The following is a 26,582-nucleotide window of genomic DNA, read 5'->3' as shown; positions in this document are numbered from 1 at the left end:
ACTATTTAAATTTTGTATATACGATATTTAATTTAACTTTCGGTTTATTTCTTTCTGTAGCAATCACAGAAGTGTATGGCGTAAAACCAAGGCCAGCCGTTGGAGACAAAGTTAAGAATAATGATTTTTCTTCTGAATGTGGCTCCGTAGCAGATTTAATATATTGAATCAGATTAAAAAGGTATCTTCCTTTTTTACCTGCATTATCTCCAACTAGGTAAGTTGCATATTGGGGGTCTCTACCAAACGGTATAGATACAAATGAAATTGGCGCTCTTGAATCTGCAATCATCAACATTGGATTCGGAACTGCCGGCATAAGACCTGTATGTGGGGTTTCTAACTCGATTTCTAATTCTGCCTTATTGATAGCAACTCCAGGTTGCGATAAAAAGTCTTTTAATGCTGGGAACTTGATTTCTGTCACCACGCCTGAACCTCCTTGGAAATAGGCAACACCTGATGTACTGGTACTGGCAATGGCTTTAGTAGAACTTAAGCCTTCAAATGCCGTTCCTTGTACGTTCTTGTCAAATTGATTGTATTGGAATGCCTTTTCAGTCATGTTCAACACTTTCGATCCTGTTTTCTTGAAGCCATCAGTTCCTAAATAGGAATAGTTAACCTTAACCTGTAAGGTATCAGAGAAACCTACGATGGCAGTATTGCTTTCAGCAGGCACCAAACTCAAGCCTTTAAAGTATTCTTGGAAGTTGGACGCTGAATTGAATGCGATATCAGAAGCTTTGATCTTATTAAAGAACTCAGCACCTAAGGCATCATTCAAGCGAATGGAAAGCGTATCTTTCTTGGTCTTCTTAGGACGGAATGTAACCGAACCCAATGCATCGGCAGCATAATTGAACTTTTGGGATCCAAAAATCGCAGGTCCTGTGATGTAAAACGGATTAGGGATTCCACTAGATGAATTCTCTAAGGTTTTAGTTTCAAGGGATTGGGTCAATCGGTGTGCAGAAATGGTCTGCATCTTGGTGGTATCTCCATATGCAATTCTCCAATAACTAGGCACCATCACTAGGTTTAACGAGTCAAACTTAGCATTGGTAGGGATTTCATTTGTAATACCTGTTGGGTTTAGCCTGAAATATGAAGTAGACTTTAAACTACCGGTAATGGGTTGATTGATCTTACCGACCAATACCACTCCGCTACCTGAAGTAGGGATATAGGGCATTTGTAAGGTGGACACAGTAGCGCTCAGCGTATCATCTGAGGTTACGTTTAGGTTGTCTAAATTATCGTTATCCAACGAGATTGACATATCCTTATCACAACTTACTGTAAAGAGTGCAGCACTTAAACCAAGAGTAGCAAAAAGAATAATTCGTAATTGTTTAATCATAAAATCATTAGTCTAGCAAAAGTATGGATTGCAGAAGTTTATCCCATGTTATTAAATGTTAAAATAAACATCCAAAAGCATGATTAATGGACTTATTGACTTCTTCCATGAAAAATCTTTTGTAAGCAGCATAAATCTATTGAGCAAATAACGTATTATTAAGCAGAAATGCGACAATTTAAGTAGCACTTTGTTAATCAGTGTTATAATTTGTTAAAAGCCCACCAATATTTATGCGGAGCAAATCTACTAATTTAAATTTGTTTTAATTATGTTAAAAAAGTATAAAATATTGCTCGCTTCCATTGTCCTCACTATCGCCGGGATCATCGTTGTGCTGGGTTTTTGGTTATTTGGAAGTTATTTCGGCCACAAACAGTTCTTTTTGGGAATGACCGAACACGAGCTATTTGATGTGGTTCAGGACTTTTACAATGAAAACGAAGAGCAAATCCAAAAGGAAAACCAAAATCAACGAAAGGACAGAATTGATAGGCTTTCCATTGCTTTTAAAGAAAAATATCCGCAAATAAATGTCGATACCATAAAAAGTATCTTCGAGAACCAGAATTTCAACCGCAAGAACGATCGACAGAACGTAACTGATTCCACAGGCAATTCCAAGAACAAGATGAGCCGGCATTTTATTTCATCCTATGTCGTGCGCACCATCAATTGGAATGAAGCCACGATCGACTCCTTGCAGATCCGCCTGGAAAAATCCTTACGGGAAAGAGATATGTATTCCCCTTTTGTATTACAGATATCCAATCTGCCTAATGAAGAGGAGCGCAATAAGGAATTTTACCATCAACGCTATAAGGAAAGTAAATCTAGGCCCATCGTGATCGACCAAAGCGAGAACCTTTACCTCGAGGTGGATTTCATCAATCCTACTGTTTACTTATTAAAGCAGATCGGTTGGCAACTTTTATTCTCCTTAATCTTGATCATCGCATTGATCGGAACATTCTGGACCTTATTGGTCACCATCCGCAAGCAGAACCAATTGGCGATGATGCGTAAAGCATTTGTAAACAACATGACCCATGAGCTTAAGACTCCTGTTTCGACCGTAATGGCAGCCATTGAATCCATCCAGCGCTATGGTGCCAAGGATGATAAGGAACGTATGAATAGGTATCTATCCATTTCTAGACAGGAACTGGAGCATCTTTCGGACATGATCGAAAGGGTACTGCAGGTGGATGTAGCGGAAACGAATGGCGTACTGCTCGAGAAGACTTGGTTTGACCTGGAGTCCTTGATCGATGAATCGATGGAGAACGCCAAGCTATTCGCCAAAAAAGAAGTGGATATACAAAAAACGACATCTGGGAATTCCTTCCAGATCTTTGCCGATCAAGCGCATATAAAAAATGTGATCAGCAATCTTTTGGATAATGCCATAAAGTATGCCGGCGATCAAGTAAAAATCAATATCGCACTATCTGAAAACGGGGATAGATACAAGCTTTCCATCCAAGATAATGGAATAGGCATCCCAAAAGCCTATCAAAAGGGCGTGTTTGACCTTTTCTTTAGGGTACCGTCTGGAAATGTACACAATGTGAAGGGATTTGGACTAGGCCTTGCCTATGTCAAGCAAATCGTACAGCAACATCAAGGTACGATAGATTTGAGCAGCGAGGAGTCAGTTGGCAGTACTTTTGTTATAGATTTACCAAAAGAATCCTAATTCGATGGGATGAAGCGGATGTAATTTGATTAGCCAATTCAATTTAGGGAAATGACAAACATCTTATATGTAGAAGACGAGGAAAGCCTAGCGATGATTGTTTCCGACAGTTTGGAGGAACATGGTTTTGAAGTGAGGCATGTGCTGAACGGGCAGCAGGCCATTGTATTCCATAACAAGTATAAACCGGACATTATCGTATTGGATGTGATGATGCCGATCATGGACGGCTTTACAGCAGCCAAGGAAATAAGGAAGACCGACATGCTCACGCCTATTATCTTCCTTACTGCCATGACGCAGACAGAAGATGTGGTAAAGGGTTTTAAATTGGGCGCGAATGACTATATCCGAAAACCTTTTAAAATCGAAGAATTGATTGTCCGGATCGAAGCTGCGCTCAAAAAAGTGGGCCAAAGCATGTCCCCGACCAAGCTTATCCTCGGCAATTACACCTTAGATAGCGGAAAAAATACCCTTAGTATCGGGGATAATGTGGAAAAACTTTCTTACAGGGAGTCTGAACTGCTGAAGCGATTGATCGAAAACAAGGATAAGGTTATCCCTCGCGATGAAATCATCCGTACCTACTGGAGCAATGACACGTATTTTACTGGCCGTAGCCTAGATGTATTCATCAGCCGAATCCGGAAATACCTGGCTCAGGATGAAAGGATCAAGATCACGAACATCCGCGGAGTGGGCTATATGCTGTCCGTCGATTAAATTTTATTACATTAGAACTATGAAGGCACTGATAATTGTAGATGTTCAATACGATTTTTTACCGGGTGGATCATTGGAAGTCGCTAAAGGCGACGAGATCCTTCCTATTATAAACAGTATCCAAAAAGATTACGATTTAGTGGTTGCCACGCAAGATTGGCATCCCCAGGACCATCTGAGCTTTGCCAGCAAACATGAAGGAAAATTGCCATTTGAGGTCATTGACCTGGATGGGCTTGAACAGGTCCTTTGGCCAGACCATTGCGTTCAGGAAAGCTATGGCTCGCAGATCTCTGAAGATCTGGACAGCAGCCGCATTGAGGCCATCTTTAGAAAAGGCATGGACCCTAGGATCGACAGCTATAGCGGATTCTATGATAATGGCAAAAGGAAAGATACAGGATTGGCAGGTTATTTAAAGGCAAGGAAAATCGATGAAGTCCATGTTTGTGGCTTAGCAGCCGACTTCTGTGTATTCTTTACGGCAATGGATGCGATTTCTGAAGGCTTCAAAACCAGCATAATTTCCAAAGCGACAAAAGCAATAGATAAAGGTGCATTCATGGAAAAGAAAAACACCTTTATCCAAGCTGGGGGATCATTGATCTAATTATTTGCCCCAACGCCATTCTCCTGAAATCATTAAAGGCTCTTTCAATCCTTTAGATTCCAAGAATTTCACAATTTCATCATCTGAAAAACGTTGTGCAGGAATTGCTTTGGCGTTCGCTAAGGCATATAGGTAGGCAGCACCTACTTTAACAGTCTGCTCCAACCCTTTTTTATCGACTAGGCTGAATACATCATTGTCGGAATGGTAATACAAGCCGGCATTATTAGGCAATTTGCCTCCCGTAGCAGATCCAGTCGGGATCCCTTGCATCATAAATGGCTGGTGGTCGCTATGCAATCCTGCCCCTGAAGCATTGGTATTCTTAAAATCGGTATCTACTGTAGCATAAATGCCTCCTAAGGAATCCAACAAAGGCATCATTTCTTCTCTACTAGTGGAGAAGCCAGTCGGTGCATTGGTCATGTCAAAGTTCAACATATATTTGATCTGACCAAGAGTGCCATTTTTAATAGCTTCCGCGACATAAGCTTTTGAACCCAGCAAACCTTGTTCTTCACCCATGAACAGGACGAAATCAATGGAACGCTTTGGTTTTAGATTAAGTTTCTTGAAAGCCCTTGCCATATCAATAATGGCATAGGAACCTAAACCATTGTCGATAGCTCCGGTCGCAAGATCCCAACTGTCTAAGTGACCACCGATCACGATCTTCTCTTCCGGTAGCTCAGAACCTTTGATGGAAACGATAATGTTTCTGGCAGTTGCTTCATCTGCCTTATTGCGCATATTGATTTGGGCTTGTACCTTTTCTTTGGATAGGGTCTCCTTCCATTTCATACCGTCTTCAAATCCGATACAGATGGCCGGGATATCAATGAGTTTCCCGGTAATGGATGCTGTTCCGGTTAGCAGCACATTGCCCTTCACGCTGTTGATGAATACGATTCCTTTAGCACCGTATTTTTCAGCTAAGGCTGTTTTTTCTGAACGATGTAGATTTTTAAGTTTCTCTCCAGAATTAGGGAGAATGTGCAGGTAGACCAAGGCAATTTTTCCTTTGACTTGATCCCCAACCTTTTGATAGTCGGCCTCTAAGCCATTCCCAAGATCAACTAAATCAGCATTTAGATCGACCTTAACAGGAGAATGAGCCAAAGAAACTGTAGGAACATCGGAATTGTTTAGTTTTAAACTCAGCGATTCCCTAGCCCAGCTCTGGGCAGAAAAAGGTTGGTATTTGACGTCGTAGCCATAGGACTTCAAGAGGTTGAACACATGCTCTTCAGCTTTTTTGCCGTGCTCTGAACCGGTCAGGCGGTGCCCTAGGTTTTCCGTACTATACTTTAAACGTTCATAGGCTTCCGAATTGGTATTAATATCTTCATAAATACGCTGGAAGTCGGTTTTTAGATTATCTTGCGCGGAGGCAAACTGATAACTTAATAAAAGGCAGATTAGGTAAATTCTTTTCATAATAGATGAATTTACGAAATCATTCTTAATTCGCGATTATTTTGCGAATTTCCATTGCACGTAATTGATGTTTTTGTCCTCAGCCAAATACTTTTTCTCATAGTAGGTCTTGATGGACAATACCTCGTCCACTAAATCAGAATGATAAAGATCTGTGGTTTCCTTCAGTTTTGGCAAGCCTTGTAGCTCGATCTGCTCCACGGTATAAGCGAAAAAGCCATCGTTATCTGTTTTAAGATGCATGATACCTTCTGGCACAAGGATCTCTTTGTATCTCTCCAGAAAGACTGGATTGGTCAAGCGTTTCTTTTCACGGCTATCTTGAGGTTGCGGATCCGGGAAGGTAATCCAGATCTCTGCGATCTCACCTTTTTCAAAATGCTCCAAGATGGTTTCAATTTGGATCCTCAAAAAACCTACATTATCAATTCCTTCTTCAAGGGCAGTCTTGGCCCCGCGCCAAATCCGGTTGCCTTTATAGTCAATACCAATAAAATTCTTTTCAGGAAACAATTTCGCAAGGTTAACGGTATATTCACCCTTACCACATGCCAATTCCAATATCACAGGCTTCTCATTCTTGAAGAATTCCTTAGCCCATTTACCCTTAAATTCTTTTCCTGCATCCAGCTGCACCACATTCTTAAAAGTGGATACTTCAGCGAATTTTCTTAGTTTATCCTTACCCATAGCTGATAATTAAGTCGCAAAATTAACCTTATATTTGTATAAATAATACTTCAGGTGGAAAAACAAGCGAAAATTTACGTAGCAGGACATAGAGGGATGGTCGGATCGGCTATTTACCGCAAGTTAAAAGAGTTAGGATTCGAAAACATAGTGGTTAGGACTTCCAAGGAATTGGACCTCCGTGACCAACAGACCGTGAAAGAATTTTTTGAAACTGAAAAACCTGAATATGTATTCCTTGCCGCAGCTAAAGTGGGGGGTATTATGGCTAATAACGTTTACAGGGCAGATTTTATCTATGAGAATTTGGCCATCCAGAACAATGTTATCCATTATTCCCATGAGAATGATGTCAAGAAATTGATGTTCTTAGGCTCCAGCTGTATTTATCCTAAAATGGCCCCTCAGCCTTTGAAAGAAGATTATCTGTTGACCGGAACCCTTGAACCCACCAATGAACCTTATGCTATTGCCAAGATCGCTGGTATCAAGATGGTCGAGTCTTATAGAATGCAATACGATGATAATTATATCTCGGTCATGCCGACTAACCTTTATGGCATCAATGACAATTATCATCCAGAGAACTCCCACGTATTGCCGGCATTGATCAGAAAGTTCCATGAAGCAAAAGTCAATAACAGCCCCACAGTAAATATTTGGGGTTCTGGTAAGCCTTTGCGCGAATTTATGTTTGCAGATGACCTAGCAGATGCCTGTGTTTTCTTAATGGAAAATTACAATGACCTTCAATTTGTGAATATTGGAGTAGGCGAGGATATCAGCATCCGCGAGCTAGCTGAATTGATAAAAGAGGTGGTCGGATTCCAAGGTGAACTGGAGTTTGACAGTAGCAAACCCGATGGCACTCCAAGAAAATTAATGGATGTAAGCAAATTGACCAGCTTAGGCTGGAAAGCAAAAACCAACCTTAAAGAAGGAATTAAATTAGCTTATGAGGATTTCTTGAAAAAGCAAGAAGCTTAAAAACCTTTAATAGGCTTCGCTATCTTTCGGAATACCGTACTTATTGTCCTGAACACTCTCTTCAGCTGTAATCATTGGAGGATGGTTAGGCGGAATAGGGTTGGCAGCAACGGCTTCCAGGGTCTCTTCGTTTTTCTTTTTCTTCTTTTTGCTTTTCGGTTTGATCAAAGCAGTTAACCTATCGATAACAGCAGTAACTTTGCTTTGATTTACTTGGCTGGCAACGGTTTCAGATCCAAAAAGCACAAGGCCTTTCTTCAACCATCCGGCATTCTTCAATAAAGTTCGGTTTAATACTAATGGAAGTCCCAATTGCAAGGTTTTAGTCAACCAATCGGCTTTGTTGTTCTTGTTGGTAACCTGACTGATTCCTGAAAACAACCCTTTCACGGTGGAAACACCCGGCACACGGTTGAAGATCATATTGGCAATACGCGCAGGAGCTTCTACCTTATGTTTCAGCAATTCATATTGATTCAATAAAAAAGCTTCTTGCTCCTTCTTCTGTACCTTAAGGCGAGCAATCTCTGCTGTCAACTCATCAAAATTCGTAACCTTTGTTCTCATATCCTGATTAAACTCGTTCTTTTTCTTCCTTTAATTCTTCCTCAACTTCATTTACGGCCTCACGCACCTCTTCTTTGATCTCTTCAATCTCATCATCATGATCATCGGCATCCCACTTAGACATAATACGCTTGATGGACATGTTCATGAACTTCTCTTCTAACTTTGGCTCAAAGGCCTTGATCAATAGCAGAACTAGAAAAAAGATCCCTCCTGTTGCCAAAAACCCTAAAGAATAGCTCCCCAGTACTTCCCCTAAATAAAAGCCTAAGGCCAGGGAAACAAAAAACACAATCAGCAAAGACAATAAAACCTTACTGCCATCTACGATCAGAGAGCCCATGATCCTTGAGGATCTGGATAAAGCTTTTAATTTCGCTAGTTCAATCTGGGTCTCAATGTATTCTTTAGACTTATCGAATACTTCAGAAAATGAAAATTTTTGTTCTTCCATGCACGTAATTCCATATCATAGGTTCCAAGACTATCGAGAGATAGTCCTGGAGCTATTATTTAAAAATTTTTAATAATCTAAGGTTTGCTTTTGCACTATGCGTGCTCTTCGATCTCTTCATCGATCGCATCTTCTGCTTTGCCAAGCTTAGATTTTACCGCCGCAACGATTTTATCTTTAAAATCAGTCAGCTGATCGAATTGTTCTTCTGCGCGTTCTTTGATTGCATCAGTTAAATCAGCTAGTGATTCATTCAATTTCTCTCTAGTCTCACTTCCTTTCTCAGGTGCGAAAATAATTCCTAAAACTGCACCTGCGGCTAGTCCAGCCAACAGCGCTGTTACAATTTTACCGTTATCCTTCATTTTATACTGCAATTTAGTTGTTAAACCAATTTCTATTTCTTTTAATACTATTATAACAAAAAATAGACCGAATCGTTTTATTTATTAAAAATTTACCCAATCCCGTCAATTTCAGACTACACAACACAAATTGTGATTCAGTAAAATTTAAGAAATTGTTAGCATTAACCATACATCATTTGTTTTATATATAATTTATTTACTTTTAGTGATATTAAATATCGCTTAAATGTTAGTAAAAACCTATTGCAGTGCAGTCTTCGGTATTAATGCTACGAGCATCACCGTTGAAGTCAATGTTACACCTGGATTATATTACTTTATCGTCGGCCTTCCTGACAATGCTGTCAAAGAAAGTATCCAAAGAGTAGAAAGCGCCATATTGTCAAATGGTTTCTATATGCCCCGCCAAAAGATTATCATCAACTTAGCTCCAGCAAATATCCGAAAAGAAGGCTCATCTTATGACTTAGCGATCGCCATAGGAGTATTAGCCGCCTCTAGACAGATTATTTCGGACCGCTTGAACAAATATGTATTACTCGGAGAATTATCCTTAGATGGAAAGATCCATCCTGTTAAAGGTGTGTTGTCAATTGCATTGCAGGCAAAACAAGACGGCTTTCATGGTATCATCTTACCGATCGAAAATGCTGAGGAAGCAGCTATTGTTTCAGGTATCGAGGTCCTGGGGATCAGGTCCTTTAACGAAGCGGTTCAGTTCATTATTGGGGCAACTAGCATTGAACCCACCCTAGTTGACATCAATAAACGCTTCGAAAAACTAATGAATAGTTACGATTTGGACTTTGCTGATGTAAAGGGTCAGGAGAATATCAAAAGAGCATTGGAGATTGCAGCTGCAGGTGGACACAATGTTATTCTGATTGGTCCTCCAGGTGCTGGAAAGACCATGCTTGCGAAGAGATTGCCAACCATCTTGCCACCACTGACTGTTGACGAGTCCTTGGAGACCACCAAAATACATTCTGTTTCTGGGCAACTGCCTAGCTCCACGTCCTTGATGACCATTCGTCCTTTCCGCTCACCCCATCATACGATATCAGATGTCGCTTTGGTTGGTGGCGGTTCGTATCCACAACCAGGAGAAATCTCCTTAGCCCATAATGGGGTATTGTTCTTGGACGAACTGCCAGAATTTAAAAGATCCGTTCTGGAGGTGATGCGACAACCATTGGAATCTAGATCCATCACAATTTCTAGATCGAGGTTTAGTGTGGATTACCCAGCAAGCTTTATGCTGATTGCCGCTATGAATCCGTGCCCCTGTGGCTTTTATAACCATCCAACCAGACGGTGCATCTGCGGTTCTTATGCGGTCCAAAAATATATCAGTAAAATATCTGGCCCTTTACTGGATAGGATAGACATCCATATTGAAGTCACTCCGGTCGAATTCAACGAACTGAGCAGCCATCAATCTTCTGAAAAAAGCGAAGCTGTAAGGGAAAGGGTAATCAATGCCCGTAAGGTACAAGAACAGCGATTCAAAAAACATCAGCATATCCATAGCAATGCACAAATGAGAGCAAGGAACATCCAAGAAATCTGTATTATTGACGATGGTGGAAGGCGCCTACTCAAGATGGCCATGGAAAGACTGAATCTTTCCGCAAGAGCTTATGACCGAATCTTAAAGGTCGCCCGAACCATAGCCGATTTGGAAGGCTCGATTGAAATCAGCAATGAACACCTTGCAGAAGCTATCCAGCTAAGAAGCCTAGACCGAGAGAATTGGACGGGATCCTAATTATTCCATCTTCTCAATCTTCCTATTGCAACTCACCTTCCACGCAAGCCTTAAACTTATTCAATACCGATTGACAAAACTCGACCTGCAACCCCAATTCCGTTTTCTCTTCTGGTTCAAATTGCTCTATCAATGCAATATTTCCATCTTGCTCTTTAAAATGGATCACGGATTTCCGGCCATCTTCCTGCAAAAGCTCAATCCTTTCATTTGGAACAACAAAGGTATACTCCCCCTTATAGTTAAACCCCTCCGAACCGTCTTTCTTCTCCATTCTAAAATCAAAGCTCGCACCAGTCCTTACCTCATTTATCACTGTCGGACAATGCCAATCCTCAAATGGAACATTCCAGATCTTCACATACTCCTCCTTGGTCCAAACTTCCCAAACTTTCTCCTTGCTTGCCTTTATGATTACCTGAGCTTCTAATGTATCTTTCATAGTATCTTTCGATTTAACCAAAACTATTGGATAAAAACTTATTTATACTTGCCCTATGACAAGAATTAACTGATCCAGCCAAACGAAATATCCCTCCGCTTGTTCCTAAAGAAAAAAATAAACCATGAATCCAAAACTCATTTGGGCAAATTATAGTGTAAAGTCAGCAAATCGCACACATGAATTCTATAGCAAACTAGGCTTTGTATCCAACACGCCCCCAAATAGCACAGACCTTAAGCTAGCGAGCTTCTTTTTTGGAGAGAACAATTTTGTCATCCATTTCTTCGAAGAAAATTCCGGACAAATTGACAAGTATATCCAAGCCGGTTCCAAATCCGATGGAATAATATTTACGCTCTCTGCAGATACAGAGCAGGAAGTACAAGAATTTGAAAGATTAGTAAAGGAAGCAGGTGGAAAGATTATCCAACCGCTAATAAGAGACGAAAACAACTACTATGGCTTTGCCTTCTCAGATCCAGATGGGCACAAGTTCAATGTCCTATTAATGGACAACATGTAAAAGAGATCTTAAAACTGTGCAATAAAGTGCTTGATAATCCAAGGATAGGTAATAATGGTAAACAGCAAACCCGTTAGAGCGCCAAACAAATGGGCATCATGATTAATGCCATCATTCGAATTCTTGGAAGCCCAGATACAGTAGCCCAAATACACAAAAGCAAAAATATACGCTGGCATAGGGATAATCATAAAGATCCCCAACATCATCTTTGGATTAAACAGGATATAACTGAACAGGACGGTACTGATAGCTCCCGAAGCACCAAGGCTGTGATAGCCATAATTATCCTTGTGTCGAATAACCGTAGGGATATCACTTAAAACCAAAGAAATGATATAGAGCAGGGCAAACAATAGGTGTCCCATTGGACCACTTATTTCCACAAAGATCTGCTCAAGACCAAATCCAAAATAATAGAACGTGATCATATTAAAGATCAAGTGCATCCAATCCTTATGGATTAATCCACTTGTCAATATCAAATACCATTTACTTTTAGAGCGAGTAACCGAATAAGGATGCAGCATCAACTTCTCAAACCACTGCGGATTAGAAAAGACATAAATACTTAAACCGATCGTAAGGGCAAAAATCAAACTGGCCACTGGAGTAGCGGTAAGGTAATATTGTATCATCTAAAAACGGTCTTCTAATAAGAATAAATAGAGCTCTTTTGGTCCATGCGCCCCCAATACCAATCTTTTCTCGATATCGGCGGTTCTACTCGGCCCAGTAATGGTCGTAATCATGGTTGGTAGGTCATCCCCATATTTTTCCTTGATTTGCGCCATGGCATGTTTGACATCCATAACCAATTGGGAAGCTCTGGCAATGACAATATGAACAGGAGGGTATACGCTCAATCTACGGCCTGACTCCGAAGCATTAGAAATCATGATACTGCCATTTCTGGCAATCAAAGACTCACAAGTAGTGATACTGGCTTCAATTTCTTCAAAGGCTTGTTGAGACTTCCTGAACGGAAAGCCATATTGATCCAACATCTGCTGAAGCGGCTTCTCCCAAACAAAGATCTTACTGATATTGATCTTCTCTACCAGGATAATCAGGTTTTCGATCAGGTTGATTTCCCCATCGCAGTAAATGAACTTTCCGGACATCTGGGTGAATTCCCGAGCAAAAGTCACGTCCAATGAATCTTCTTCATCTTTGTACAAAGCCGTTTCTTCAAACATAGGGTGTGGGTTCTCCCTTTTTTGAAGAAGTGCTTGCCGAATTTTCTTCAGCATTTTCTCTTTCGCTGTCGTATTCCTGATATTCATATTATAAAAACAAACAGGACTGAAAGTCCTGTCTGTTACTTTATTTTGATAATTTTTATTCTGAATCTAATTGTTTCGGCTCCTCGTTAGATGACTGAACGTCCTCTCTATCCGTTGTAGGAATCGGCAAATCAGTCTGTGGAACACCTCCACCATCAGCACCACCATTGACAAACTCATCATAAGTAGTTTTATTGCTGAAAGGGCGTTTTCCTAAGATTTCCTCCAAGTCTGCCTGGAACAAGATCTCTTTTTCCAATAGCTTCTCAGCGATCTTGATCAAACCATCTTGTTTATCCATCAACAGCTTTTTAGTTCTGTCGTAAACTTCCGAGATCAACACCCTTACTTCATCATCAATCAGCTCAGCTGTTTGATCAGAATAAGGTTTTTGGAATTGGCTATCGCCAGAACTATCCCTGAACGAGACATTACCTACTTTATGGTTCATACCATAAACCGCAGTCATCGCATAAGCCAACTTCGTAATGCGCTCCAAGTCGTTCTGAGCACCGGTACTGATTCTTCCGAATGTGATATCCTCAGCCACACGACCACCCATTGTCATACACATACTATCGATCAATTGCTCTGTAGTGTACAAGAACTGTTCTTTTGGAAGGTATTGCGCATATCCTAATGCAGCAACACCACGCGGAACGATAGATACCTTAACCAAAGGATCTGCATGTTCCAAGAACCAACCTGCAATCGCATGTCCTGCCTCGTGGTAAGCCACGATTTTCTTCTCTTCAGGAGAGATAATCTTATTCTTTTTCTCCAGACCACCGATGACACGGTCAATGGCGTCTTGGAAATCTTGCATTTCAATTGCTTTTTTGTTCTTACGCGCAGCGATCAAGGCTGCCTCATTACAAACGTTCGCAATTTCAGCACCTGCAAAACCAGGTGTCTGTGCTGATAATTTCTTCGCATCAACCTCTTCAGCCAGTTTCAATGGCTTCAAGTGAACATTAAAGATTTGCTCACGGCCGATCAAGTCTGGTTTATCGATAGAAATCTGTCTATCGAAACGTCCCGGACGCAATAATGCCGAGTCCAATACATCCAGACGGTTGGTTGCAGCAAGGATAATTACCCCTACGTTCGTACCGAAACCATCCATTTCCACCAATAATTGGTTCAATGTATTCTCACGTTCATCATTTCCGCCCATGATGGAATTCTTTCCACGGGCTCTACCGATAGCATCGATCTCATCGATAAAAATGATACATGGAGCCTTCTCTTTGGCTTGTTTGAACAAGTCGCGTACACGAGATGCACCTACTCCGACAAACATTTCCACGAAGTCTGAACCTGACAAGGAGAAGAAAGGCACTTGGGCTTCACCGGCTACTGCTTTCGCCAACAAAGTCTTACCTGTTCCCGGAGGGCCTACCAATAAGGCACCCTTAGGAATCTTACCTCCCAAATCAGTATATTTTTTTGGATTTTTCAAGAAATCCACAATCTCCATCACCTCTTCCTTAGCCTCTTCTAATCCGGCTACATCATTAAAAGTGATATTGATCTGCGATTCTTTGTCAAACAATTGGGCTTTGGATTTACCAATATTAAAAATGGCACCTCCACCAGCTCCTGCTCCACCGTTCATACGGCGCATCAAGAATATCCAGATCACCACAATGATCAGCAATGGCAACATGAATGAAATAAACCATCCAGCCCATGGATTGGTTCTATCTTCATAGGTCACACCGATCTTCGGTTGACCAACTGCCAAACTGTCTTGCGAAGCCTTTAGCTTCTGCTCAAGAATCTCTGCTGACGGTTCTGTAAATTGGAATTGGGGCCCTGTCGAATTAGAAAAAGATAGGTTATTCGGACTACTTGAGATGTTTTTGTATTTCTCTTGGTCTAATCTATCGCTCTTTATATATACTTCGACATCGATCAGGTCATTGCTCTTATAGGCAACGAGCTTCTCAACATCCCCAGGGATAAGCATGGTTTGTTCGAACTCCTTGTAGGTAATTTTCTTGGATGATTCTCCACTAAACAAGTATTGAAGCCCAAAAAACCCTACGATCATCGCAATCCAAAGCCATATCATATTGAATTTTGGTGGCATTGGCGTAATCTTCTTACTCGGAACTTTCTTCATTTATTACTCTTATTCTACGTTTCACAACAATTATTATGCGCTCTGGTATTTGCTCATGTGCGCATCCCCCCACAGGTCCTCTATCCTATAATGCTCCCGCTTATCTGTTTTAAAGATATGAACTACTACATCGATAAAATCAAGCAGAATCCATTCGCCGTTGCCCTGGCCCTCTTTATGCCATGGGTCTTGGCCAAATGCTTTATAAACTTCATCTTCAACGCTCTTGGCAATCGCGTTTACTTGAACCGTAGAATCAGCATGGCAGATTACAAAATAGTCAGACAAGGTGCCGTTCACCTCTCGCATATCCATCCTCACGATTTCGTTGCCTTTTTTCTCCTGCATCCCATGGATCACCACATCTGCTAGCTTCTCTGACAACAAAGATTTTTTGTTTTTACTCATTAAGATTTATTATACTTTTGACTAATAAATTGTTTCAAACTATTTTTTAATACAATATCTTTTGCAAAATAACACATTTTCGGGAGAATCACTACGCCAAACACTAATTGTTTTGGACGAGATCGGCTCTACCAATGATTATTTGAAATCTCAATTGTCAAATTTCAAGCCACTAGCCGAATGGTCTGCCATTATGGCAAAAAACCAAACCAAAGGCCGTGGCCAACGCGAAAACTCTTGGACATCCGAACCAAACAGCAATATTACCTTCAGTTTTGTCATCTACCCCACCTTCCTAAACTTGCAGAAGCACTTCATATTGAACATGTTAATCAGTCTAGGCATTATCGATTGGCTAAAATCACTGCAGGTCCAAGCGAGCATCAAATGGCCAAATGATATCATGATCGGAGACAAGAAAGTAACAGGCATATTGATTGAGAATAGCAGCAATAGCAAGGAAATAAAGCATTCTATTGTTGGCATCGGCGTGAATGTCAACCAAAAGCAATTTTTTGGACCGCTAGCGGACACTGCCAGTTCCGTATTTAAAGAGACAGGACTATTTATACCTGACCTAAAATCGGCATGTATTAACCTCTTGTTACAAATTCAGCAAAGAGTGGAAGATTATCGCTCAAAAACCCTATCCGACAAAGACTTATTAGAAGAATACAACCAACATCTCTTCCGACGCGCTATACCCGCAAAATACGCAGTTAATAACGAGATTTTTGAAGCTACCTTATTGCGTGTGGAGGAAAACGGAGCACTGGTCCTAAAGCGGGACCTGCAAGAGCAGCGGTACTATTTCAAGGAAGTTGTATTTATAATGCAATAAAATCATTACATCTACATTAAATATTAGAGATAATACTAACTTTGAATTAAACTTTATGGACTTAAATAAGTCACACATAAGAATAAAACGGTTATTTATGAAAAAAATAAATCTATTAATTGCATTTTTAGTGTTTGCCGTATCTGGGACTTTTGCTCAGGTGGTAAACCCTGTAAAATGGTCAGTAGGCTTTAAGAAACTACCTAACAACGAAGCTGTAATCTTATTAAAAGCCAATGTTGATCAAGGTTGGCATATTTACGGATTAAACGTACCTTCTGGAGGCCCTATTTCAACTTCTTTCACCTTCACTCCAGCGAATGGAGCAAAGATCACTGGAAAACCAGCAGCTAAAGAACCAAAAACGAAGTTTGAGGACGTCTTCAAAATGAATGTCCCTTACTATAACGGCGAGGTTGTCTTCCAACAAAAAGTGAAGTTGGCAAACGACAAACCAACAACAGTTAAAGGTGTAGCAACATTTATGGCATGTGATAAAGAGCGTTGTTTACCACCCGATGAGTACGAATTTGCAGTTACTATTAAGTAACACATCAAATAAAGAAAGAAACCAAAAGGCAGGATACCCCTGCCTTTTTCTTAATTTATCCCGACAATAATCAAATATGTTTAGCTTAAAAAATGCCCTAATAGCCTTCAGTTGGCTATTTCTAATAACAATCACTCCCCTAAAAGGAATTTCCCAAGATACCCTGATCAACATTGAAGACGTTGAATTTAGCTCTGGCCAAGAAGCAACCAGCTCTGGCGACAGCTTGATCACAGACCTCGATGGTGTAGAGTTTTCCGACGGTACCGACACAGCAGCAGCTGCAGATAGCACCGCCGCGGTAAGCCCTACTGTTGTATCTTCCGATAGCCAATCTGAAAGCACTTCCCTATGGGGAATATTCATCGAAGGCCTTCTAGGTGGATTCTTGGCATTCCTAATGCCTTGTATCTTCCCAATGGTACCATTGACCGTTAGTTTCTTCACCAAAAAATCAGCTTCTAAATTACAAGCAGTATCACAAGCCCTGACTTATGGCTTGTTCATCATTGTCATTTACGTTGCTTTAGGGATGTTGATTACGATCGCATTCGGTCCAGAGGCCCTAAATGCCCTATCGACCAATGGTGTGTTCAACTTCTTCTTCTTCCTGATGCTCGTCTTCTTCGCAGCATCGTTCTTTGGGGCATTTGAAATCACCTTACCGAGCAAGTTTGTCAACAAAATCGACGAGAAATCCGACAAAGGCGGTATGATCGGGTACTTCTTTATGGCGGCTAGTTTAGCTGTGGTATCCTTTTCTTGTACCGGTCCGATCATCGGAACCGTATTGGTCAACGCAGCAGTTAAAGGCGACCGCTTAGGACCTGCCATTGCCATGTTTGGCTTCTCATTCGCATTAGCGATTCCATTTGTTTTATTCGCCATGTTCCCTGCTCTATTGAAATCCATGCCTAAATCAGGCGGTTGGTTAAATAGCGTGAAGGTGGTACTTGGTTTCTTGGAATTGGCCCTTGCTCTGAAATTCTTGTCCAACGTGGATTTGGCTTACAACTGGCAATTCCTAGACCGTGAGGTCTTCCTTGCTCTTTGGATCGTGATCTTTGGCTTGATGGGACTGTACCTGATCGGAAAGATCAAGTTTGCCCACGATAGCGACCTGAAATACATGTCCGTTCCGCGGACGGTTATTTCCATTCTGGTCTTTTCCTTTGTGGTCTATATGATCCCAGGAATGTGGGGAGCACCTTTGAAATCAATCGCTGCTTTCTTGCCTCCAATCGGTACTCAGGATTTTGATATCTCTGCTGGATCACAAGCTGGTGCTGGGCATGCCATTTCAGCGGATGCCACAAGCCGTAAATACTTCAACCACTTCCACGATCGTGCTACGATCAAGGGAATGGACCCATATTACGATTACGACGAAGCATTGGCAGCAGCAAAAGCACAGGACAAACCTTTATTGGTAGACTTTACCGGCTGGAACTGCGTAAACTGTAGAAAAATGGAAGCCGATGTATGGTCTGATCCTGGAATCAAGCAAATGATCAATGAAAACTTTATCCTTGCTGAACTCTATGTGGATGACTACGATCTGAAATTACCTGAATCAGAACAATTCGTTTCTGAAACTACAGGCAAGAAAATCAATACGGTGGGCAGAAAGAATACGGATTTCCAGATTTCTAAATTTAACTCAAACTCACAACCGTTATACGCAATGTTAGATAACAACGAAGAACTATTGGTTCCTACCAGTGGTGCCAACTATAACATCGAAAGCTACAGAGCATATCTGCAATCAGCAATTGATGCTTATAAGGCTAAGAAATAGGCTTTCTAACAATTTAATACACAAAAAATAAGTATTTCGGTATATTTGAACTATGAGCAACATTAACAACATCGCAGTATTGACGTCCGGAGGAGACTCCCCCGGCATGAATGCAGGAATTCGTGCAGTTATCAGAACAGGAATATATCACGGTAAAAATATGTTTGGTATCCGTAGAGGATATGACGGAATGGTGCAAGGAGATATCACTCCAATGGACGCTAAATCCGTTGCCAACATTATCCAACGTGGTGGCACCATCCTTAAAACTGCAAGAAGCGATGAATTCCGTACCGTAGAAGGTAGGAAGCAAGCTTATGAAAACCTTAAGAAACATAATATCGATGCATTGGTCGTAATTGGTGGTGACGGTACATTTACCGGAGCGTCTAAATTTATCGAAGAGTTTGACATCCCTATCGTTGGAATGCCTGGAACAATCGATAATGACCTAAACGGTACAGACTTTACCATTGGTTATGATACAGCTATCAATACCGTAGTAGAAGCAGTCGATAAAATCAGAGATACAGCAGAGTCCCATGACCGCCTATTTGTGGTGGAGGTAATGGGTAGAGACTCCGGATTGATCGCTTTACGTTCAGGTATCAGTACCGGTGCCGAGGCCGTTCTTATCCCTGAGTTGGAGGTGGATTATGATGCGATCATGAAACGCCTTGATAAAACCAGAAAGAACAAATCGTCCCGTATAATCATTGTTGCTGAAGGCGATAAAGAAGGAGGAATGGTAGTAGCAGAAAAGATCCAAGCGAACTTCCCTGCTTACGATGTCCGTCTTTCGATCTTAGGCCATATCCAACGTGGTGGTTCACCAACCTGTATGGACCGTGTATTGGCGAGTCGTTTGGGTGTTGCAGCAGTAGAGGGGCTTATTGAAGGCCGTAAGGCTGAAATGGCTGGCTTAATCTGCGGAAATGTCCAATTTACACCATTCAATAAAGCGATCAAGCATATCGATAAGGTAAATGAAAACCTTACCCGTATCGTTGAGATTCTATCGCTATAATAAAAGACTTGTAAATCATGGAGGGGCTGCTTAAAAACAGCCCCTTCTTTTTTGCAAAAACCTGCAAAACCCATTCACTCTTTTCTTGACCTCATTCGAGAATCAGTTTCAAATTTCCGAATGTGTCTCGAATGAGACCAAAGTAAATCCCGAATGCTTCCAATCATTTTTAATTCCTTATTTTATTTTAAAACTGCATGCTTACCTTTGTTTAAATTTAAATGTGATGCAAATAGCTCAACTCTACCAGATTTATAAGGAATTTCCAAAAGTTTGTACAGATACACGTCAAATCAGCAAGGACTGCCTGTTTTTTGCCCTGAAGGGTGATAACTTCAACGGCAATAGCTTTGCGGCTCAAGCTTTGGAGGCTGGCGCAAAATATGTGGTCATTGACGACAAGAACTTTTATCAAGAAGACCCTGCCTTTATCTTGGTAGAAGATGTATTGGCTGCCTTGCAGGATTTAGCGAGGTTCCACAGGAAACATTTAAAAATGCCCTTCGTCGGTATCACGGGTACCAATGGAAAAACGACGAGCAAGGAATTATTGAACAGTGTACTTTCGCAGAAATACCATACCTATGCCACCAAAGGCAACCTGAACAACCATATCGGCGTTCCTTTGACCATCTTATCGCTGACGGAAGATATTGAAATCGCCATCGTGGAGATGGGAGCAAACCATGTTGGTGAAATCGCATTTTTATGCGGTATCTCACAACCTACCCATGGTTTCATCACCAATGTCGGCAAAGCACATTTGGAAGGATTTGGCTCCTTTGAAGGGGTCATGAAAGCCAAAGGTGAATTATATGATTTTCTTCGCGACCATCAAGGTCAGATCTATGTGCAGGGCGACAATGAATACCTGATGCAGATGGCGGCGGATAGAGACCTAAAAGATGTGATCCATTATGGTTTTTCGGATCAGAATGATATACAAGGCGGATTGGTTGTCGCAGACCCGTACCTGACCATCTTCTGGCATGAAAAAGGCGAAGAAGAGAGGCAGGAAGTGAAAACGCATCTCACTGGAGCATACAATATTGAAAACATGTTGGCGGCAGTATCGCTCGGTAAAACCTTTGGCTTGAGCACCGAACAGATCAATGACGGTTTGTCGAATTATGTGCCTCAAAACAACCGCTCCCAGATTACCAAAACGGAGAACAATACCATCATAGCAGATTATTATAATGCCAATGCCAGTAGTATGGCAGCAGCATTGGGCAACCTGGATGTAATCCAAGCAGATCGTAAGGTCGCTATTTTGGGCGATATGTTCGAAATGGGCGATCAGAGCGAAATCGAACACCGAAAAGTCATTGAGAAAGCGAAAAGCTTGAAATTAGACCGTTTGATTTTTGTCGGAAAAGCCTTCTATGCATTGAAGGACGATGAAGCAAGTTTCTTCGCTAGCACTGATGAGCTGAAAAAGGAACTCCAGGAACATCCTTTGGAAGATTATATGATCTTATTGAAAGCTTCAAGGGGCATGGCATTTGAAAAATTAATGGAAGTACTTTAATGCTCAAACTACAGGGTATCCATCATATCGCCATTATTTGCAGCGATTACGCTGTTTCCAAGGCATTTTATATCGAGATATTGGGCTTGACTGTCATACAGGAAGTCTATCGAAAGGAAAGGGATTCCTATAAGTTGGATTTAGCCCTGAATGGGGAGTATATCATTGAATTATTTTCCTTCCCCAATCCAGCCGATAGACCAAGCTATCCTGAAGCCAAAGGCTTGAGGCATTTGGCGTTTAAGGTGGAAAACATAAAAAAGGAAGTGGAAGCGTTAAACAGGATGGGGGTAAAAACAGAGCCCATCCGTATTGATGAAACAAGCAACAAGAAATTTACTTTTTTCACCGATCCAGATGGGCTTCCTTTGGAACTCTATGAAATTTAGTCCTTACCTACTTCTAGGTTCAGTTCCTTTTCTTTATTGATTAAGTTCGAGATACTGGTATCGTTCAAGATCTGCAACATGGCATTTCTCACTTCGATAAAGGTGTCTCTGATGCCGCAGGCATGTTCTTCTACGCATTCTTCACAAGAACGGTAGAAATTCAAGCTGACACATGGCAATAGGGCAATGGGACCATCAATAAGGCGCATGACCTGCGAAAGGTAGATGTCTTCAGGAGCTTTGTTCAAGCTATAGCCACCACCTGCACCTTTTTTGGAATAAAGAATTCCTGCATTACGCATTTCCAGTAAAATCTGTTCTAGGAACTTCTTTGGGATACGTTCTTCTTCAGCAATCTTGCCGATCTGCATGGGTTCTTTCCCATAATTTCTGCCTAATACCATTAGGGCTTTTATCGCGTATTTCGTTTTCTTCGATAGCATAACAAACCGATCTGGTCTTACCTTTCAAAAGTATAAAAAATAAAGCTATTTCTGCAATACGTCTACAATAGGCTGGCCTATAGATCCATTCGGCTCCATAACATGCAGCAAAGAGGAGATCGTAGGCGCAATATCCGTGATGTGAACGACTTTATTCGTCTTACCGGGCTGAATACCCCAACCCATAAAAACCAATGGGATATGGGAATCATAAGGCGTCCAGGTACCATGTGTAGTCCCTGTAGACCTTGGCGTTCCATCATACCATTGTGGTTCCGTGATGATCTGGATAGCACCACTGCGTTTACGGTTATACCCATTGATGATCTTCTCACGGATTTCCGTAGGCACCATCATGTTTTCTCCACCTTCCATATCGACCACATAAGCGACTCCGTCTTCATGTCTCAACATCTTGATGATGGATTTCTTGATTTTCTCTTCGTCCAACTTAGAGTTTTCAATTTCTGCATAGTTCAAGTGAACTTGGTAGTTCATCAAACTGATGATCAAATTCTCTTTTCCGAATTCCTCTTTCAATGAATCGTTCATGTTCCTTTGCAATTGTCTCGAAAAGAAATACCCACCATTACCACGCATATCCATGAAATAACGTGAGTTGTAAGAAGCAGCATGATCGGCAGTTAGGAAGAAGGTATAATTTCCTTTACCCACGGTTTCATCCAAGTATTTGAAGAATTTAGCCAATTCTTGGTCCAAGCGAAGGTAAATATCTTCGATCTCTACAGAAGAAAGCGAATAACGGTGACCCACATAATCCGTAGCAGATAGACTTACCGCAAGAAAATCTGTAGCGTTTTGAGGGTTTTTACCAAGCTTTTCGTTTTTGATTGCTTCCTTCGCAAAATCTAATGTAATGGTATTCCCATAAGGTGTAGATTTAATCAATTCATAACCGGCATCCTTCATCAACAAAGAAGTCTTTCTAGGGAAACCAGCAGTTTCTTCGCCGGCCCATTTTCCTTCATACACATTGTCATCATCGATGCTGTTTGTTTTATAGGTATCAAGCGGATAAAGCGTATTCCAATCTTGTTTCAGGTATTTATCCGCCAGTTTTTGTTTATTGAAACCATCTACCCATTGAGGAAGTTTTTCCATGTAATAGGTCGAGCTGATCCAATCACCAGATTTAGCCTCAAACCAATAAGCAGCATCAGCAAAGTGACCAGCAGGTAGGATTCCGCCCCTATCTTTGATCGCAATACCGATTACTTTAGAATGAAAATTGGTTGCTAATTTCAATTGATCTGTTACTGTTGATGCCAATAGGTTCCTAGGTGATTGCTTGCCTTCTTTTTCAGCCGTTCCTACACCTTCTACCGCATCATCTTGGGTACAATACATGGAAGTACCTGTTTGTTGTTCGATCCAATCATTTCCAGCAATACCATGGATAGAAGGCACACTGCCGGTATACACCGAACTATGCCCGATAGCCGTGAAAGTTGGAACATAATTGATCATGGCATTCTCACAAGAAAAACCATCGCGAAGCAGGCGTTTGAAGCCGTCATTGCCGTATCGGTCTGCAAACCGGTACAGATAATCCCAACGCATTTGGTCTACCATCAGTCCTACCACTAACTTTGGCCGCTCCACCTGTGCTGAAAGCAGGGTGCAGAAGCATAAGAACAACATAGAAATACTTAACTTTCTATACATTATTATTAAATTTTAGGGTTTAAAATTTAGGTGACGTTTTAAAAAATCACCCGTATAAGAGTCTTTATTTTTGACCAAATCTTCCGGCGTTCCGGCAAAGACAATGTTTCCGCCCTTGTCTCCACCTTCCGGACCGATATCGATTACCCAATCGGCAGATTTGATCATATCTAAGTTATGTTCGATTACCAAAACCGTATTCCCTTGAGCAATCAGTGCATTGAATGCTTTCAACAACTTGCTGATATCATGGAAATGCAGACCAGTTGTTGGCTCATCGAAAATAAACATGGTTTTCTTTTGATTGTTTCCTTTGATCAAGAAGGAAGCAAGTTTGATCCTTTGGGCTTCACCCCCAGAGAGCGTGCTCGAAGACTGCCCTAATTTCACATAGCCTAAACCCACTTCTTGCAAAGGTCCAAGCTTGTTCAAGATCTTTGGCTGGTCAGCAAAGAATTCAATGGCTTCATCCACGCTCAGATCCAAGATATCAGATACCGATTTCTCCTTATACTGCACATCCAAGACATGTTGTTTAAAACGCTTGCCATCACAGGCCTCACATGGCAGGATGATATCGGCCATAAATTGCATCTCGATCTTTACAACACCTTCTCCTTGACAAACCTCACACCTTCCGCCTTCCACATTGAATGAGAACGCTGATGGTTTCAAGCCGTTGGCTTTGGCCGCTGGTAAGGAGGAATACAAAGCCCTGATTTCATCCCAAGCTTTCACATAGGTCACTGGATTGGAGCGTGTAGACCTTCCGATTGGATTCTGGTCAACCATTTCCACCTGTTCGATCTGGTCTATAGCACCTTCGATGCCGTCATACAGACCAGTTTGCTCGCCAGAATAAGAGCCAATGGCCTTTTGCAGCGCCGGATATAGGATCCTTTTGACCAAAGAGGTCTTACCGGAACCCGATACACCAGAAACTACGGTAAATACATTCAATGGGAAATCTACGGTTATTCCTTTCAAGTTATTTTCTCTAGCGCCATTTACGCGGATGCTTTCATTCCATTTCCTTCTTTTCTCAGGAACTACAATGGAAAGGTCTCCATGTAAATATTCGCCGGTTAAGCTTTTTTTATCCTTCAAGATTTCTTTATAGGTACCTGCGAACACCAGTTCACCGCCATTGATGCCTGCTTCAGGACCAATATCGATCAGGTAATCGGCAGCTTCCATCATTTCTTGCTCATGCTCGACCACTATCACGGTATTGCCAGCATCGCGAAGTGATTTCAGAACACCGATTAACTTTTGGGTATCCCGAGGGTGCAGACCAATACTTGGTTCATCCAATACATAGATGGAGCCAACTAAAGAGGAACCCAAGGATGTTGCTAGGTTGATACGCTGCGACTCACCACCCGAAAGGCTATTGCTCAATCGGTTCAGGGTAAGATAGCTCAGACCAACATCACAGAGGAATTGCAAGCGGTTGACAATCTCGGCCAACAAGCGTTTGGCAATAATGGCTTCGTTTTCTGTAAGTTTTAAGTTTTGGAACATTTCCAAAGCTTCACTTAAAGGCAATAAAACCACATCGGTAATGGAATGCCCGTTGATCTTTACGTAAGAGGCATCTTTTCGCAATCTGGTGCCTTTACATTCTGGGCAGTCCGTCTTGCCTCTATACCTGGACAACATCACTCTATATTGTATTTTATAGGTCTGTTCTTCCAATTCCGCAAAGAAGTCGTTTAAGCCTCTGAAATATTTATTCCCTTCCCAAAGCAACTCTTGTTGAGCCTTGGTCAGGTCACTATAAGCACGATGTATAGGAAAATCAAATTTAATGGCTGTCCTGACCAATTTATCTAACCAAGCACCCATTTTTTCACCGCGCCATGGCGCAATTGCCCCATCGAACACGGAACGGCTTTTATCAGGAATAACCAAGTCTGGATCGATACCGATGATCTTTCCATAACCTTCACAGCGCTTACAGGCGCCATAAGGATTGTTGAAACTGAAAAAGTTCGGCGTAGGTTCTTCGAAGGTTATCCCATCCAATTCAAACTTGTCCGAAAAATGGAACAGTTCTTCATCGACTTGGATCTCACATTCACCTTTTCCTTCGAAATAGGCCGTTTGCACCGAGTCCGCCAAGCGATTGATGGTATCATCTTCATGATCCAAGCGTACGCGGTCGATTACGATATAGACTTCCCCTTCTTTGAAGCTAGCGTTTGATACCGCTTTATCTTCAATGATGGTTTCAATCTTCTGAATGGAATCTTGGTATTTCACACGAACAAAGCCTTTTTGAAGGAGCAGCGAAAGCTCTTCTTTCAGCTTTCTGTTATTACTCGGAATCAGTGGGCTGTAAATCGTAATGGTTGCATCGTCTGGATAAGCCACGAGTTTATCGACAATGGAACTGACGGTATCTTTGCTGACTACTTCTCCAGAAACTGGTGAAATGGTCTTGCCAATCCTGGCGAACAATAATTTCAGGTAATCATAGATTTCTGTAGAGGTCCCAACTGTTGATCGAGGATTGCTGGATATGACCTTTTGCTCGATAGCAATGGCCGGAGCGATGCCTTTGATGTAATCTACATCAGGCTTGTTCATACGCCCCATAAACTGTCTTGCATAGGAGGACAAGCTTTCTACGTATCGGCGCTGGCCTTCAGCATATAGCGTATCAAATGCGAGGGAAGATTTTCCGGAACCCGACATTCCCGTAATGACAACAAGCTGATTTTTAGGAATATCGACATCGATATTCTTTAGATTGTTGACACGGGCGCCTTTAATTTGGATATGGGTTTTTGGAGAATGAATAGCAGTTTTTTGCATAACCTTCAAAGTTAGGCAAAACTCGTGAAAATGAGCCC

26 protein-coding genes are annotated in these 26,582 nt (G+C 41.5%); 12 read left to right on the top strand and 14 right to left on the bottom strand.

What is annotated here, in order from left to right:
- Position 1: 1 nt before the first annotated feature.
- A complete protein-coding gene (locus tag ACK2WI_RS13530; protein WP_409151362.1) occupies positions 2-1,363 on the bottom strand; it encodes a DUF4270 family protein in 1,362 nt (453 codons plus the stop codon).
- 271 nt (positions 1,364-1,634) lie between these two features.
- Here ACK2WI_RS13530 and ACK2WI_RS13525 point away from each other — a divergent pair, with 271 nt between their 5' ends.
- The 3 genes from ACK2WI_RS13525 to pncA are packed head-to-tail and all read left to right on the top strand — an operon-like array spanning position 1,635 to position 4,398.
- Complete coding sequence (locus ACK2WI_RS13525) at positions 1,635-3,062, top strand: sensor histidine kinase (protein WP_409151361.1); 1,428 nt, start codon at positions 1,635-1,637, stop codon at positions 3,060-3,062.
- 51 nt (positions 3,063-3,113) lie between these two features.
- Positions 3,114-3,788, top strand: coding sequence for a response regulator transcription factor (locus ACK2WI_RS13520; protein ID WP_409151360.1), 675 nt, complete (start codon positions 3,114-3,116; stop codon positions 3,786-3,788).
- Positions 3,789-3,807: 19 nt separating this feature from the next.
- A complete protein-coding gene (gene pncA, locus ACK2WI_RS13515) occupies positions 3,808-4,398 on the top strand; it encodes a bifunctional nicotinamidase/pyrazinamidase (RefSeq protein WP_093101172.1) in 591 nt (196 codons plus the stop codon).
- On the opposite strand, the gene ACK2WI_RS13510 is transcribed toward pncA, so the two are convergent.
- On the bottom strand, positions 4,399-5,835 hold the full coding sequence (locus ACK2WI_RS13510; protein WP_313367350.1) for a M28 family peptidase: 1,437 nt from the start codon (positions 5,833-5,835) through the stop codon (positions 4,399-4,401).
- A gap of 36 nt (positions 5,836-5,871) precedes the next feature.
- Positions 5,872-6,525 carry a tRNA (guanosine(46)-N7)-methyltransferase TrmB gene (gene trmB / locus ACK2WI_RS13505; protein WP_312696415.1) on the bottom strand — a complete coding sequence of 218 codons (654 nt, stop codon included), beginning with the start codon at positions 6,523-6,525 and terminating at the stop codon, positions 5,872-5,874.
- A 54-nt stretch (positions 6,526-6,579) separates the two neighbouring features.
- Between trmB and ACK2WI_RS13500 the strand changes: the two genes are divergently transcribed.
- Positions 6,580-7,512: a GDP-L-fucose synthase family protein gene (locus tag ACK2WI_RS13500; RefSeq protein WP_409151359.1), complete on the top strand. Its 933-nt coding sequence runs from the start codon at positions 6,580-6,582 to the stop codon at positions 7,510-7,512.
- A gap of 6 nt (positions 7,513-7,518) precedes the next feature.
- On the opposite strand, the gene ACK2WI_RS13495 is transcribed toward ACK2WI_RS13500, so the two are convergent.
- From ACK2WI_RS13495 to ACK2WI_RS13485, 3 genes are all read right to left on the bottom strand, one after another.
- Positions 7,519-8,079: a hypothetical protein gene (locus ACK2WI_RS13495; RefSeq protein WP_409151358.1), complete on the bottom strand. Its 561-nt coding sequence runs from the start codon at positions 8,077-8,079 to the stop codon at positions 7,519-7,521.
- Positions 8,080-8,086: 7 nt separating this feature from the next.
- Positions 8,087-8,533, bottom strand: coding sequence for a hypothetical protein (locus tag ACK2WI_RS13490; RefSeq protein WP_409151357.1), 447 nt, complete (start codon positions 8,531-8,533; stop codon positions 8,087-8,089).
- A gap of 95 nt (positions 8,534-8,628) precedes the next feature.
- Complete coding sequence (locus ACK2WI_RS13485) at positions 8,629-8,898, bottom strand: YtxH domain-containing protein (RefSeq protein WP_093101163.1); 270 nt, start codon at positions 8,896-8,898, stop codon at positions 8,629-8,631.
- Between the two features lie 229 nt (positions 8,899-9,127).
- Here ACK2WI_RS13485 and ACK2WI_RS13480 point away from each other — a divergent pair, with 229 nt between their 5' ends.
- Positions 9,128-10,669, top strand: coding sequence for a YifB family Mg chelatase-like AAA ATPase (locus ACK2WI_RS13480; RefSeq protein WP_409151356.1), 1,542 nt, complete (start codon positions 9,128-9,130; stop codon positions 10,667-10,669).
- Positions 10,670-10,691: 22 nt separating this feature from the next.
- Here ACK2WI_RS13480 and ACK2WI_RS13475 read toward each other — a convergent pair whose 3' ends face one another.
- On the bottom strand, positions 10,692-11,111 hold the full coding sequence (locus ACK2WI_RS13475) for an SRPBCC domain-containing protein (RefSeq protein WP_409151354.1): 420 nt from the start codon (positions 11,109-11,111) through the stop codon (positions 10,692-10,694).
- 124 nt (positions 11,112-11,235) lie between these two features.
- Here ACK2WI_RS13475 and ACK2WI_RS13470 point away from each other — a divergent pair, with 124 nt between their 5' ends.
- The gene (locus ACK2WI_RS13470; protein ID WP_409151352.1) at positions 11,236-11,637 is read left to right on the top strand and encodes a VOC family protein; all 402 of its coding nucleotides are present in this window, start codon (positions 11,236-11,238) and stop codon (positions 11,635-11,637) included.
- Positions 11,638-11,645: 8 nt separating this feature from the next.
- Here the strand turns inward: ACK2WI_RS13470 and ACK2WI_RS13465 are convergent, their stop codons facing one another.
- The 4 genes from ACK2WI_RS13465 to rsfS are packed head-to-tail and all read right to left on the bottom strand — an operon-like array spanning position 11,646 to position 15,459.
- Positions 11,646-12,275, bottom strand: coding sequence for a rhomboid family intramembrane serine protease (locus tag ACK2WI_RS13465; RefSeq protein ID WP_409151350.1), 630 nt, complete (start codon positions 12,273-12,275; stop codon positions 11,646-11,648).
- Positions 12,276-12,923: a lactate utilization protein C gene (locus tag ACK2WI_RS13460; protein ID WP_409151348.1), complete on the bottom strand. Its 648-nt coding sequence runs from the start codon at positions 12,921-12,923 to the stop codon at positions 12,276-12,278.
- Positions 12,924-12,978: 55 nt separating this feature from the next.
- Positions 12,979-15,051: an ATP-dependent zinc metalloprotease FtsH gene (gene ftsH / locus ACK2WI_RS13455; protein ID WP_093101307.1), complete on the bottom strand. Its 2,073-nt coding sequence runs from the start codon at positions 15,049-15,051 to the stop codon at positions 12,979-12,981.
- 33 nt (positions 15,052-15,084) lie between these two features.
- Positions 15,085-15,459 (bottom strand): ribosome silencing factor, encoded by a 375-nt coding sequence (rsfS, locus tag ACK2WI_RS13450; RefSeq protein ID WP_093101305.1) that lies wholly within the window; start codon positions 15,457-15,459, stop codon positions 15,085-15,087.
- Between the two features lie 61 nt (positions 15,460-15,520).
- Here rsfS and ACK2WI_RS13445 point away from each other — a divergent pair, with 61 nt between their 5' ends.
- The 6 genes from ACK2WI_RS13445 (at position 15,521) to ACK2WI_RS13420 (ending at position 21,595) form a co-directional block, all read left to right on the top strand.
- Complete coding sequence (locus ACK2WI_RS13445) at positions 15,521-16,300, top strand: biotin--[acetyl-CoA-carboxylase] ligase (protein WP_409151345.1); 780 nt, start codon at positions 15,521-15,523, stop codon at positions 16,298-16,300.
- 97 nt (positions 16,301-16,397) lie between these two features.
- Positions 16,398-16,850, top strand: coding sequence for a protein-disulfide reductase DsbD domain-containing protein (locus ACK2WI_RS13440; RefSeq protein ID WP_169918966.1), 453 nt, complete (start codon positions 16,398-16,400; stop codon positions 16,848-16,850).
- A 76-nt stretch (positions 16,851-16,926) separates the two neighbouring features.
- Positions 16,927-18,648 carry a protein-disulfide reductase DsbD family protein gene (locus ACK2WI_RS13435; protein ID WP_409151343.1) on the top strand — a complete coding sequence of 574 codons (1,722 nt, stop codon included), beginning with the start codon at positions 16,927-16,929 and terminating at the stop codon, positions 18,646-18,648.
- Positions 18,649-18,700: 52 nt separating this feature from the next.
- Complete coding sequence (gene pfkA / locus ACK2WI_RS13430) at positions 18,701-19,675, top strand: 6-phosphofructokinase (RefSeq protein WP_093101297.1); 975 nt, start codon at positions 18,701-18,703, stop codon at positions 19,673-19,675.
- 226 nt (positions 19,676-19,901) lie between these two features.
- The gene (gene murF / locus ACK2WI_RS13425; protein WP_409151341.1) at positions 19,902-21,206 is read left to right on the top strand and encodes a UDP-N-acetylmuramoyl-tripeptide--D-alanyl-D-alanine ligase; all 1,305 of its coding nucleotides are present in this window, start codon (positions 19,902-19,904) and stop codon (positions 21,204-21,206) included.
- On the top strand, positions 21,206-21,595 hold the full coding sequence (locus tag ACK2WI_RS13420) for a VOC family protein (RefSeq protein WP_409151339.1): 390 nt from the start codon (positions 21,206-21,208) through the stop codon (positions 21,593-21,595). Before murF ends, ACK2WI_RS13420 begins: the two co-directional genes overlap by 1 nt.
- On the opposite strand, the gene ACK2WI_RS13415 is transcribed toward ACK2WI_RS13420, so the two are convergent.
- Genes ACK2WI_RS13415 through uvrA form a run of 3 tightly spaced genes read right to left on the bottom strand, consistent with a single transcriptional unit; the run spans position 21,592 to position 26,544 of the window.
- On the bottom strand, positions 21,592-22,038 hold the full coding sequence (locus tag ACK2WI_RS13415) for an Rrf2 family transcriptional regulator (protein ID WP_093101291.1): 447 nt from the start codon (positions 22,036-22,038) through the stop codon (positions 21,592-21,594). The two genes, ACK2WI_RS13420 and ACK2WI_RS13415, sit on opposite strands and share 4 nt — an antisense overlap.
- 45 nt (positions 22,039-22,083) lie before the next feature.
- A complete protein-coding gene (pafA, locus tag ACK2WI_RS13410) occupies positions 22,084-23,724 on the bottom strand; it encodes an alkaline phosphatase PafA (protein ID WP_409151337.1) in 1,641 nt (546 codons plus the stop codon).
- A gap of 12 nt (positions 23,725-23,736) precedes the next feature.
- Complete coding sequence (uvrA, locus tag ACK2WI_RS13405; RefSeq protein WP_409151335.1) at positions 23,737-26,544, bottom strand: excinuclease ABC subunit UvrA; 2,808 nt, start codon at positions 26,542-26,544, stop codon at positions 23,737-23,739.
- Positions 26,545-26,582 lie beyond the last annotated feature (38 nt).

Origin of the sequence: Sphingobacterium sp. BS-2 (genome assembly GCF_046161205.1) — a bacterium.
Lineage (GTDB): Bacteria > Bacteroidota > Bacteroidia > Sphingobacteriales > Sphingobacteriaceae > Sphingobacterium > Sphingobacterium mizutaii.
This window is presented reverse-complemented; position numbering and strand designations above follow the sequence as displayed.

Excerpts from the sequence above, each read along its gene's own strand:
- pncA (WP_093101172.1), top strand. The coding sequence starts at position 3,808 with ATGAAGGCACTGATAATTGTAGATGTTCAATACGATTTTTTACCGGGT.
- ACK2WI_RS13485 (WP_093101163.1), bottom strand. The coding sequence starts at position 8,898 with ATGAAGGATAACGGTAAAATTGTAACAGCGCTGTTGGCTGGACTAGCC.
- ACK2WI_RS13510 (WP_313367350.1), bottom strand. The coding sequence starts at position 5,835 with ATGAAAAGAATTTACCTAATCTGCCTTTTATTAAGTTATCAGTTTGCC.
- ACK2WI_RS13460 (WP_409151348.1), bottom strand. The coding sequence starts at position 12,923 with ATGAATATCAGGAATACGACAGCGAAAGAGAAAATGCTGAAGAAAATT.
- ACK2WI_RS13530 (WP_409151362.1), bottom strand. The coding sequence starts at position 1,363 with ATGATTAAACAATTACGAATTATTCTTTTTGCTACTCTTGGTTTAAGT.
- ACK2WI_RS13490 (WP_409151357.1), bottom strand. The coding sequence starts at position 8,533 with ATGGAAGAACAAAAATTTTCATTTTCTGAAGTATTCGATAAGTCTAAA.
- ACK2WI_RS13525 (WP_409151361.1), top strand. The coding sequence starts at position 1,635 with ATGTTAAAAAAGTATAAAATATTGCTCGCTTCCATTGTCCTCACTATC.
- ftsH (WP_093101307.1), bottom strand. The coding sequence starts at position 15,051 with ATGAAGAAAGTTCCGAGTAAGAAGATTACGCCAATGCCACCAAAATTC.
- ACK2WI_RS13465 (WP_409151350.1), bottom strand. The coding sequence starts at position 12,275 with ATGATACAATATTACCTTACCGCTACTCCAGTGGCCAGTTTGATTTTT.
- pfkA (WP_093101297.1), top strand. The coding sequence starts at position 18,701 with ATGAGCAACATTAACAACATCGCAGTATTGACGTCCGGAGGAGACTCC.
- ACK2WI_RS13480 (WP_409151356.1), top strand. The coding sequence starts at position 9,128 with ATGTTAGTAAAAACCTATTGCAGTGCAGTCTTCGGTATTAATGCTACG.
- ACK2WI_RS13435 (WP_409151343.1), top strand. The coding sequence starts at position 16,927 with ATGTTTAGCTTAAAAAATGCCCTAATAGCCTTCAGTTGGCTATTTCTA.
- ACK2WI_RS13440 (WP_169918966.1), top strand. The coding sequence starts at position 16,398 with ATGAAAAAAATAAATCTATTAATTGCATTTTTAGTGTTTGCCGTATCT.
- uvrA (WP_409151335.1), bottom strand. The coding sequence starts at position 26,544 with ATGCAAAAAACTGCTATTCATTCTCCAAAAACCCATATCCAAATTAAA.
- rsfS (WP_093101305.1), bottom strand. The coding sequence starts at position 15,459 with ATGAGTAAAAACAAAAAATCTTTGTTGTCAGAGAAGCTAGCAGATGTG.
- ACK2WI_RS13470 (WP_409151352.1), top strand. The coding sequence starts at position 11,236 with ATGAATCCAAAACTCATTTGGGCAAATTATAGTGTAAAGTCAGCAAAT.
- trmB (WP_312696415.1), bottom strand. The coding sequence starts at position 6,525 with ATGGGTAAGGATAAACTAAGAAAATTCGCTGAAGTATCCACTTTTAAG.
- ACK2WI_RS13520 (WP_409151360.1), top strand. The coding sequence starts at position 3,114 with ATGACAAACATCTTATATGTAGAAGACGAGGAAAGCCTAGCGATGATT.
- ACK2WI_RS13475 (WP_409151354.1), bottom strand. The coding sequence starts at position 11,111 with ATGAAAGATACATTAGAAGCTCAGGTAATCATAAAGGCAAGCAAGGAG.
- ACK2WI_RS13415 (WP_093101291.1), bottom strand. The coding sequence starts at position 22,038 with ATGCTATCGAAGAAAACGAAATACGCGATAAAAGCCCTAATGGTATTA.
- ACK2WI_RS13420 (WP_409151339.1), top strand. The coding sequence starts at position 21,206 with ATGCTCAAACTACAGGGTATCCATCATATCGCCATTATTTGCAGCGAT.
- ACK2WI_RS13495 (WP_409151358.1), bottom strand. The coding sequence starts at position 8,079 with ATGAGAACAAAGGTTACGAATTTTGATGAGTTGACAGCAGAGATTGCT.
- pafA (WP_409151337.1), bottom strand. The coding sequence starts at position 23,724 with ATGTATAGAAAGTTAAGTATTTCTATGTTGTTCTTATGCTTCTGCACC.
- murF (WP_409151341.1), top strand. The coding sequence starts at position 19,902 with ATGCAAATAGCTCAACTCTACCAGATTTATAAGGAATTTCCAAAAGTT.